At 66.3% G+C, this 10267-nt stretch carries 8 protein-coding genes and 1 tRNA gene; 8 read left to right on the forward strand and 1 reads right to left on the reverse strand.

Features of this window, described 5'->3' with window-relative positions; all coding sequences use genetic code 11:
- Positions 1 to 2505 (reverse strand): TonB-dependent receptor domain-containing protein (locus tag LH128_RS23480; protein ID WP_051211563.1); only part of this gene is annotated, 2505 nt, incomplete at its 3' end.
- 314 nt (positions 2506 to 2819) lie between these two features.
- Between LH128_RS23480 and infA the strand changes: the two genes are divergently transcribed.
- From infA to LH128_RS23520, 8 genes are all read left to right on the forward strand, one after another.
- Positions 2820 to 3071 carry a translation initiation factor IF-1 gene (gene infA, locus LH128_RS23485; RefSeq protein WP_008832182.1) on the forward strand — a complete coding sequence of 84 codons (252 nt, stop codon included), beginning with the start codon at positions 2820 to 2822 and terminating at the stop codon, positions 3069 to 3071.
- Between the two features lie 16 nt (positions 3072 to 3087).
- The gene (locus tag LH128_RS23490; protein WP_036524918.1) at positions 3088 to 3675 is read left to right on the forward strand and encodes a Maf family protein; all 588 of its coding nucleotides are present in this window, start codon (positions 3088 to 3090) and stop codon (positions 3673 to 3675) included.
- Positions 3668 to 4642, forward strand: a complete 975-nt coding sequence (locus tag LH128_RS23495; protein WP_008832184.1) for a ribonuclease — start codon at positions 3668 to 3670, stop codon at positions 4640 to 4642. Before LH128_RS23490 ends, LH128_RS23495 begins: the two co-directional genes overlap by 8 nt.
- The gene (locus LH128_RS23500) at positions 4639 to 4830 is read left to right on the forward strand and encodes a DNA gyrase inhibitor YacG (protein ID WP_008832185.1); all 192 of its coding nucleotides are present in this window, start codon (positions 4639 to 4641) and stop codon (positions 4828 to 4830) included. The genes LH128_RS23495 and LH128_RS23500 overlap by 4 nt, the downstream gene beginning before the upstream one ends.
- Before the next feature lie 100 nt (positions 4831 to 4930).
- Positions 4931 to 5006, forward strand: a tRNA-Phe gene (locus tag LH128_RS23505).
- Positions 5007 to 5197: 191 nt separating this feature from the next.
- Positions 5198 to 6433 (forward strand): efflux RND transporter periplasmic adaptor subunit, encoded by a 1236-nt coding sequence (locus LH128_RS23510; protein ID WP_008832186.1) that lies wholly within the window; start codon positions 5198 to 5200, stop codon positions 6431 to 6433.
- A 6-nt stretch (positions 6434 to 6439) separates the two neighbouring features.
- The gene (locus LH128_RS23515) at positions 6440 to 9646 is read left to right on the forward strand and encodes an efflux RND transporter permease subunit (RefSeq protein WP_008832187.1); all 3207 of its coding nucleotides are present in this window, start codon (positions 6440 to 6442) and stop codon (positions 9644 to 9646) included.
- The coding region (locus LH128_RS23520) for a TolC family protein (protein WP_008832188.1) at positions 9643 to 10267 on the forward strand (625 nt) is incomplete at its 3' end. The genes LH128_RS23515 and LH128_RS23520, both read left to right, overlap by 4 nt.

Genomic DNA, 10267 nt, shown 5'->3' on the forward strand with positions numbered 1-10267 from the left:
CCCGCCAAAAGCCCCGGGCGGCGGGAAGCCCGGCTGCTCGCCCTGCGCGCGGGTCGTGCCAGGGGCCGGCGTCGGCGCATTACAGAAACGCTCACGCAGTTCGGCGAGCTTAGCCGGATCGACCTTGCCGTCGGCGCCCATGATGCGCTCCCGCATGCGGTCGGGCAGGCTCGCCACGTCCGGTGGGCCACTGCCGCCCGCGCAGAGCGCGGTACGGATGCGTTCGAAACGCTCGGGGTCCATCGGACCTCGGCCGCCGCCTTCGCCGGGCGTGGCCCCCTGCCCTTCGGCCGAACAGGCACGCTGCTTGAACTCGGCGAGCTTGGCCGGGTCGATCTTGCCGTCCGCACCGGAGAAACGATTGCGCAATCCTTCGGGCAGGCTCGCCGGATCGGGATCGCCTGCGCCGGGCGCGCAGAGCTTTTCGCGGATCGCGGCGAAGCGCGAGGGATCGAAGTTGGGGCGTGCGGCTTCGTTGGACGTCTGCCCCCCATTCAATACCTGACCGCCCGCCATCGGCCCGTTCGGGCCGGTGACCGATTGCACCGGCGCAGCGCTCATCCGCGCGGACGAGCCTCCGGACGAACCGCCAGTCGATGACGAACCGCCGAGGCTACCCGAAATGTTAAAGCCCCAGCGCATGGAGGAAGTCTTCACTTCGTCGAAAGTCACCGCGCGCCGATCGATCCGGGTGAGGTTGCCGTCCGCGTCGCGCGTCACGCGGTCAGGGAAGGCGTCCTCGATCGCCGAAGTCAGCAGGGGGAACGCCTGCGTCACGTTGCTCGACCGGTTGCGGAAGTATTCGACGATCAGGTTTGAGCGCTGCAGGAACGGCAGCTTCCACTGTGCCGAGATTTTCCAGTCGCGCTGGGTTTCCTTCTTCAGGTCCGGATTGCCGCCGGTCACCGTGGTGACGAGCGCGGTGCGCGAATTGGTGAAATCGTAGACCGCGACGTTGTATGTCTCGACCATCGGCGCGGCCAGCTGGGTCAGCTTGGGCGCGGCCTGATCGACGATATAGCTCGCCTGCAGCATCAGCGTTTCGGTCGGCGACCATGTAACGCCCGCGCTCCAGTCCGTCAGCGTTCCGAAGTCCGACAGGTGGTCCAGTCCGCCGCTGAAATTCAGCGTGATGTCGCCCACCGCGCCAAGGAAATCCTCTCCCTTGCTGGTCAGCGGCAACGCCAGATTGACGCCGCCCAGCAGATCGCCGCGCCGGAGCGTCACGTTGCCCACGGTGTTGCGCGTGTCCTCGCTCATGGAGCGATCGAAGTCGTACCCGCCCTTGACCGTCAGGTTCGCCTCGCCCGCCGGCATCCGGAACGGCTTGCCCGACAGGGTAACGAGGTTGGACAGCGTCAGTTGGCGCGTGGTCGCGACGTCCACGCCTGCGCCCGGCACATTGGGCAGCGCCCCGGTGATGGAAAGCGCGCCGGATGCGACTTCGGCCTGCAGATCGCCGTACTGCGTCTCGGTGCGACGGCGATCGACGCGGGTATTCGTGTCGGTATACGTCGCATTGGCGGTAGCGCTGACCTGCCATTCGCCGAGCATCGTGCTGTAGCCGAGCCCACCCTCGAACGTATCGGTGATCGAGCGGTTGCTCAGCGGATCGGCCAGCGTGCGGCGCAGCGTCTGGCCGTCATACGTCAGCGGAACCGTGTCGAGCCCCGAAAGCGAGAGCGTGTTTGAGCGGGTATAGCCGCCGGTCGCGGTGATCGCCCCGGCCAGGCCCTTCTCGCCCAGCCCCTGCGTCATCGTGCCTTCCAGCGTCAGTTCGTGGTCCTGCGCGGCGAGGCTGCGATAGCGCGCCGGATCGGGATCGCCCGCGACTTGCGAGACACGCGATTCGTCCTGCGTGATGCCGCGCTCGGCCTCGGTCAGCATGCTGGTGTTGTCGAGCTTGCCGTTGACGTTGAAGCGGCGCGGCCCGGCGATCTTGAACAGGCCGCCTTCCAGTTCGTAATTGTCGTAGCCGCCGCGCGTAGGGCGATTGTATTCGCCCGAAGTCGTCACCGCCGAGAACTGGTCCTTGAGGATGATGTTGACGACGCGCTGGTTGGCCGAATAGCCGAAGCGCAGCGCCACTTCCTCGGGCAGCACCTCGACCCGGCGGATCGCCTCGGGCGGGATGCCGCGCATCTCGCGGAAGCTGGAGATGCGTTGGCCGTTGAGCAGCATGACCGGCGAGCCGCCGCGCCCGCGGCCGCTGCCGGTCTGCGGGCTGATCGCATCCAGCAGTTCCTCGATCGAGGCGACGCCATAGGACGCGATGTCGTTCTCGTCGAAGACCGCAATGGGCTGCTGGGGCACGTCGATCGAGCCGATCACGCGCGGCGCGGTGACGAGAATCTCGTTGCCGTGGACTTCCAGCGGGTTGTCGGGATCGGAGTCGTCATCCTTGATGACCGGCACGCTAGGTGCGTCAGCCGCCGCTTCCGCCGCGAACGCAGGCATCGGCATGGCGAGGCTCGCCACGAGGCTGATCAGAGGTAAGGAACGCAAGTGCAGTCTCCGCCAAGGTGCATCTGTGAAATAGTGATGTGTTCCTTCCCCTCCCGCGCTATTGCCTTGGCCTCTTGCGGACCACAAGCGGGGGCGCGGTATCATTTTGTCGCAATCGTCTTGCGCGAACATGAACCGGCGGCCCTTGCTACTGTACGCATCGTCGCGAAGTCGTTGCGGGCCATGGCGCGATGCGCAAATGGCGACAAAGCAGTCACACGAACGGCAAAAATGCCGCCAAGGCTTCCATTTTCGCGGAGTCGTGGCTATGTCGCGCGCCGATGACACACCAGAACAATGGAAACTGATCGCCAATGGCGAAAGAAGAACTCCTCGAAATGCGCGGCCGCGTGGTCGAACTTCTCCCCAACGCGATGTTCCGCGTCGAGCTGGAGAACGGCCACGAAATCCTCGGCCACACCGCAGGCAAGATGCGCAAGAACCGCATTCGCGTGCTGGTCGGCGACGAAGTGCTCTGCGAGCTGACCCCCTACGATCTCACCAAGGGTCGCATCACCTACCGCTTCATGCCGGGCCGTGGCGGCCCTGGCCAGTTCGGGTCCTGACCTGACTGCGGCAGATTTGTCGGCGGGGCATGGCGCCCCCCGACTCGTTCTCGCTTCCGCCAGCCCGCGACGCCGCGAACTGCTCTCCCGCATCGGGATGAGCGACTTCACGGTGGAAGCTGCAGACATCGACGAGACTGCGCATCCCCGCGAGGTGCCGCGCGATTACGCCCGGCGCATGGCGCGGGAAAAGGCGCTTGCGCTGCCTCCCGGCGATGCTTTCGTGCTGGCTGGCGACACCGTAGTCGCCTGCGGCCGCCGCGTGCTGCCCAAGGCCGAAGATGAGAAGACCGCGCGCGAATGTCTCGCGTTGCTTTCGGGCAGGCGGCACCGCGTCCTCTCCGCCATCGCCCTGCGCGCGCCCGGCGGCACCCTGCACGAGCGGCTGAACGAGACGATCGTGCGCTTCAAGCAATTGTCCAAAGACGAGGTTGAAGCCTACATCGCCGGCGGCGAGTGGGAGGGCAAGGCCGGTGGCTATGCCATCCAGGGCAGCGCCGAAGGCCTCATCGCGTGGATTTCCGGCAGCCACTCGGGCGTCGTCGGCCTCCCCCTGTTCGAGACGCGCGCCCTGCTGAAGGGCGCAGGCTTCCCCATTGGCTGAATGGCTGGTCGAAGAGGGGATCGGCGAAACCCGCGCGATTCTCGTCGATAACGGCCATGTCCTTGCCGCAAGGCTGGAATGGCCGGGCCGGCTGACCGCCGGTGAAGTCGCTGACGCAGTGCTGGTATCGCGCCGCGCCGGAGCCTCACGCGGAACGGTTCGCTTCGATTCGGGCGAGGAGGCGTTCGTCGACGGTTTGCCCAAATCCGCCAGCGAAGGCGCGCGCCAGCGGGTGCTCGTCACCCGCGCAGCGATGGCCGAGACCGGCCGCTACAAACTGGCCCAGACCCGCGCCAGCGATCTTGCCCCTCGCCCTGCTCCCACCCTTGCCGAATCGCTGCGTGGCGGCGGACTGCCGGTCAGGAAGGTCCGCCGCTTTCCCGACGATCCCTGGCCCGAGATCGTGGCCGAAGCGCTTGACGGCGTGATCGCCTTCGAGGGCGGATCGCTGGTGGTGACGCCGACCCCGGCGATGACGCTGATCGATATCGACGGCATCCTGCCGCTCGCCGCGCTGGCATTGGCCGCCGTGCCCGCGATCGCCGACGCGGTCGGGCGGCTCGACCTTGCCGGCTCCATAGGCATCGACTTCCCCTCGCTGGAGCGCAAGGACGACCGCCGCGCGGTGGACGAGGCTCTGGCCGAAGCGCTCGACCACTGGCCGCACCAGCGCACGGCGGTGAACGGCTTCGGCTTCGTGCAACTCGTCGCGCGGCTGGAACGCCCCTCCATCCCGCAGCGGGTGCGTGCCGCCCCCGTCGCCGCCGCCGCGCGCCTGCTTATGCGCAGCGCCGAGCATGTCGCCGAACCGGGCGCGCTGCTACTCACCGCGCACCCGGCCGTGCGCGCCGCGACGAGCGAGGAATGGCTCGCCGACCTCGCGCGGCGCACCGGGCGCACGATCCGCTGGCAGGAGGAGCGCACGCTTGCGCTGGCCGCCGGATTCGCGCAGGCGGTGCCGCTATGACCCTCTCCGAACGCAAATGCCCAATCTGCCGCAAACCCCGCGCCGCCGAGTTCACGCCGTTCTGCTCCAAGCAGTGCCGCGACCGTGACCTGCTGAAGTGGTTGGACGACGGCTACGCCCTGCCCGGGCAGCCCCACGATCCCGAGGACTTCGTCGGGCAGGAAAAAAACAATCCACAGGACGATTGAAATTTCTTCGTCATTTAGGGCTTGCCAAGGTCGGCCACCTTCTTCATAGGCCCGCCCACACCGCTCGCCGGTCTCTTCCAGAGGCCGCCGCCGAACGAGTGCCCGAGTAGCTCAGTTGGTAGAGCATGCGACTGAAAATCGCAGTGTCGGTGGTTCGAATCCGCCCTCGGGCACCATTTCCTTTCCTTTGGTGTCGCACCCGAAATCTAACGTCATTGCGGACATCCGTGATGGATTTCAGCATGTCCTGCCGGATTGTAATGCGGCTTTGATCTTTAGTCGCAAATTGTCGCATCTGCGAAATGGGCGCTTGCTCGCGCACCGTTTTGCTGAATAGGACAGGGCAACATCCAACAAGGCGCGCGACTTGAACAGCTTCCCCCCTTATGCCCTTCGCCGGCCCTCCGGTTGGCGCTGGCCGCTCCTGCCTGTTGCCGCCCTCGCGCTTGCCGGAGTGTCGCTAGCGGCATGCTCCGGTGAGTCGTCAAAGGGCCAGCAGCAGCGCACTGCCGAAGTCGGCTACATCGTCGCGCAGACCAGCAGCGTCCCCCTCTCGGCAACGCTCAGCGGCCGTACGGTCGCCTTCGAGACGTCCGAGGTGCGCCCGCAGGTAACCGGCGTCATCAAGCGCCGCTTCTTTACCGAGGGCAGCACGGTCAAGGCAGGCCAACCCCTGTTCGAGATCGACCCCAGCCTCTACCGTGCGGCAGTCAACCAGGCGCAGGCCAACCTCGCCAGCGCCCGCGCCACGGCGGATGCCGCATCGGTCAAAGCGGAGCGCTATCGCCCGCTCGCCGATATGGAAGCGGTCGCCAAGCAGGACTATACCGACGCCCTGGCGGCATCTCGCACGGCGAAGGCTGCCATTGCGCAGAACGCCGCCACGCTTGATACGGCCAAGATCAACCTGCGCTTCACCACCGTCCCCGCACCGATCAGCGGGAAGATCGGACGTCAGTTGTTCACCGTCGGCGCCCTCGTCAGTGCCACGCAGGCCGATCCGCTCGCGGTGATCCAGCGCATGGATCCGATCTACGTCGACATGCAGCAGTCCGCCGCAGAATTGACGAGTCTGCGCCAGCGTCTCGCGGCGGGGGGCGTCACCCCCGGCAGCACCGAGGTCCACCTCATGCTGGACGGCGGCATCCGCTATCCGCAGGCGGGCACCGTGCAGTTCTCCGAAGTCACGGTCGATCAGACCACCGGCACCGTCACCCTGCGCGCCCGCTTCCCGAACCCGGACGGCCTGCTGCTGCCCGGCATGTTCGTGACGGCGATGTTCGATCAGGCATCGGACCCCAATGCGTTCCTGATCCCGCAGAACGCGGTCCAGCGCGACTTCGACGGCAGTGCCTACGTCATGCTGGTCGGCGCCGACAACAAGGCTACGCGCCGCAAGGTCACCGCCGATCGCACCTACAACGAGTTCGCGGTCGTCACCGGCGGTCTCAAGAAGGGCGACAAGGTCATCATCCAAGGCCTCAACGGCCTGCGTCAGGGCGCTCCGATCAAGCCGGTTGTCAGCACGGCCCCCCAAAAGGTTGAGCCGCGCAAGGAAGGCCAAGGCGCAGAGACAGCGCAATCCGGCCACAAGCGCGGCTAACGGTTCATGTCCCGCATATTCATCGATCGCCCGATCTTCGCCTGGGTTCTGGCGATCATCGTGATGCTCACCGGTCTCGGTGCGCTGAACTTCCTGCCGAACGAGCAATACCCCGACATCGCGCCTACGCAGGTGAACATCCGCGCCACTTATCAAGGCGCGTCGGCGCAAACGATCGAGAACTCGGTGACGCAGATCATCGAGCAGCAGCTGACCGGCATCGACGGGCTGCTCTACTTCAGCTCCGAGTCGAGCAACCGCGGCCAGGCGACCATCAGCGCCACTTTCGCCAAGGGCACCGACCCCGACATCGCGCAGGTCCAGGTCCAGAACAAGGTCCAGTCCGCGATCCCGCGCCTGCCGCAGACCGTGCAGGCGCGCGGCGTCACCGTGACCAAGTCTAACGCCGACCAGCTGCTGCTGGTGGCGGTCTATGACGAGACCGACCAGCGCTCCAACCAGGACGTGTCGGACTATCTTGCCTCGAACATCCAGGACCCGCTCTCGCGCGTCCAAGGCGTGGGCGACGTCAACGTGTTCGGCGCGCCGCACGCCATGCGTATCTGGCTGGACCCGCGCAAGCTCGCCGCCGTGGCGCTCATGCCTAGCGACGTAACGTCCGCGATCACCGCCCAGAACACCGAAGTCGCGGCGGGCGAAATCGGCGGCACGCCTGCGGTCGACGATCAGGCGATCAACGCCGTCGTCACCGCCGGCTCGCGCCTACAGACCGCCGACCAGTTCCGCGCCATCGTGCTCAAGACCAACCCGGACGGCTCGGTCGTCACCATCGGCGATGTCGCACGGGTGGAGATCGGCGCGGACAACTATACCGCAGTCAGCCGGGTCAACGGCCATCCGGGCGCAGGTATCTCCATCTCGCTGGCGCCCGGCGCCGACGCCTTACGTACGGCAGAGGCGGTCAAGGCGAAGATGCAGGACCTATCCGCCGAAATGCCGGACGGTTTGACATACATCTACGGCAGCGACTCCACGACCTTCATCAAGCTCTCGGTCGAGGAGGTCGAGAAGGCACTGTTCGAGGCGATCATCCTCGTCGTCATCGTGATGTTCGTGTTCCTGCAAAGCTGGCGCGCCACGCTGATCCCGGCGATCGCGGTGCCGGTGGTGCTGCTGGGCACTTTCGCGGTGTTCTACGTGATGGGCTTCTCCATCAACACGATGACGCTGTTCGGGCTGGTGCTGGCGATCGGCCTGCTGGTCGATGACGCCATCGTGGTGGTCGAGAACGTCGAGCGCCTGCTGGAAGAGAACCCCGGCATGTCTCCGCGCGATGCCACCATCAAGTCGATGGAGGAAATCCAGGTCGCGCTGGTGGCTATCGCGCTGGTGCTTTCGGCGGTGTTCCTGCCGATGGCCTTCTTCGGCGGCTCGACGGGCGTGATCTACCGCCAGTTTTCGCTGACCATCGTGACCGCGATGGTACTTTCGGTGCTGGTGGCGCTGATCCTCAGCCCGGCGCTGACGGCGACGCTGCTCAAGGCCAAGAAGCCTCACGGTGAGGAAGATCACGAGCCGAACTGGATCGAACGACACCTGCCCTGGCTCGCGCGTGGCTGGGAGAAGTTCCATACCTGGTTCAACCGCAGCTTCGAGCGCGTCACCGATGCCTACGTGCGCAAGGTGGACGTCGTCGTCGCGCACAAGTGGCGCTGGCTCGCGCTGTTCGCGGTTACTTGCGTCGGCACGTTCCTGCTGTTCCAGCGCCTGCCCACCGGCTTCCTGCCGAACGAGGACCAGGGCAACATCAGCGTGCAATGGCGCCTGCCCGCCGGCACCCCGCGCTCGCGCACCGAGCAAGTGCAGCGCGAAATCGAGAAGTACTTCACGACTTACGAGAAGCACAACGTCGCGGGCATGTTCTCCGTCGCGGGCGGCGGGCGCGGTGCATCCGGCCAGAACAGCGGTCAGGGCTTCATCAATCTGACCGACTGGTCGCAGCGTACCGACCCCAAGGACAGCGCCGACGCCATCGTCCAGCGCGCCAGCGCCGCCTTCCGCAGCCTTCGTGACGCGCAGGTCTTCGTGCTGGTGCCGGGCTCCGTTCGCGGCCTCGGCGATTCAGCGGGCTTCACGATGGAATTGCAAAACGCCAGCGGCCTGTCCGACGACAAGTTCATGGCTGCGCGCGAGAAGCTGCTCGCCGCAGCAAGCGCGAACGACCAGCTGTCCGGTGTGCGCCTGAGCAACCTTCCAGACGTCTCGACCCTGAAGATCAACACCGATATTCGTGCCCTAACCGCGTTTGGGCTGACCCCCGGCAACGTCAATTCCACGCTCTCGACGGCATGGGGCGGTACGTATGTCAACGACTTCATCGACAAGGGCCGCGTCAAGCGCGTCTACGTTCAGGGCGACGCGCAGTTCCGCTCGCGCCCGGAAGACCTCGCGCAGTGGTTCGTTCGCGGGTCGGGCGGGCAGATGGCACCTTTCTCCGCCTTCTCCACCGTCGGATGGTCGACGGCGCCGAGTTCGACCTCGCGCTTCAACGGCCTGCCCGCGTACGAATTCTCGGGCAACGCAGGCTCGGGCGTCAGCTCGGGCACCGCGATGAACGTGATGGAGCAGCTGGTCTCGGATATCCCGGGCGTCAGCGTCGCATGGGCCGGTGCCTCGTATCAGGAGCGGCTTTCCTCCGGGCAAGGGCCGATCCTCTACGCCCTGTCGCTGCTCGTCGTGTTCCTGTGCCTTGCGGCGCTCTATGAAAGCTGGTCGATCCCGGTCGCGGTGATCCTCGTCATCCCGCTCGGCCTGCTGGGTGCGATCGCCTTCGTCACGCTGCGCGGGTTGGAGAACGACGTGTACCTGCAGATCGGCCTGCTGACGACGATGGGCCTCGCCGCGAAGAACGCGATCCTCATGATCGAATTCGCGGAGCAAGCCGAGCGCCAGGGCAAGCGCGTCATCGACGCCGCGCTGGAGGCCGCCAAGATCCGCCTGCGTCCGATCCTGATGACCAGCTTCGCCTTCATCTTCGGCGTGCTGCCGCTTGCCATCGCCACCGGCGCGGGCGCCAACAGCCGCGTCGCGATCGGCACGGCGGTGGTCGGCGGCATGCTCACCGCGACGATCCTCGCGATCTTCTATATCCCGCTGTTCTTCGTGCTCGTGCGCCGCAGCGTACGTGACGGCCTAGCCGCGGCACACGAGAAACTGCAGCAGCGCCGCGGGCGCTCGGGAGACGCAGCATGAAGCGCATGAGCATCCGCCTGATGGCGGGCGTCCTGCCTGCCCTCGCCCTTGGCGCCTGTTCGCTGGCCCCCAAGTACGTCCAGCCCGACTTGCCGGTCCCGGCCTCCTGGCCGGTTGGCGACGCCTACCTGCAGCAAAGCGAGGCTTCGCTGCCGGTGGTGTCCTACAAGGACATATTCCGCGATCCTCGCCTGCAGTCGCTCGTCGAGGAGGCACTGGCCAACAACCGCGACTTGCGCGTGGCGGCGGCGAACGTCGCGGCGGCGCGGGCACAAGTGCGCGTAACTCGGGCGAACCAGTTCCCGGCTGTCGGCATCAGCGGCTCCGCCACCGACACCGAGACCGGCGGCGGCTTCGGCCTCAACGGCATGAGCTATTCGGTGCAGGGCGGTATCTCCAGCTTCGAGCTGGACCTGTTCGGCAAGCTCGCCAACGCCACCCGGTCCGACCGCGATACAGCACTGGCGACGGAATCGGCAGCGCGGACGGTTCGCCTTGGCCTCGTCGCCGATCTTGCGCAGGCTTGGGCGACGTATGCCGCCGACACCGACCTGCTCAAGCTGGCGCAGGCTACTGCGGCCAACGCCAAGGATAGCGTGCGGCTGGGGTCCCCCCCCCCCC

This window comes from Sphingomonas sp. LH128 (genome assembly GCF_000293195.2).
In the GTDB taxonomy this organism is placed as follows: Bacteria; Pseudomonadota; Alphaproteobacteria; order Sphingomonadales; family Sphingomonadaceae; genus Novosphingobium; species Novosphingobium resinovorum_A.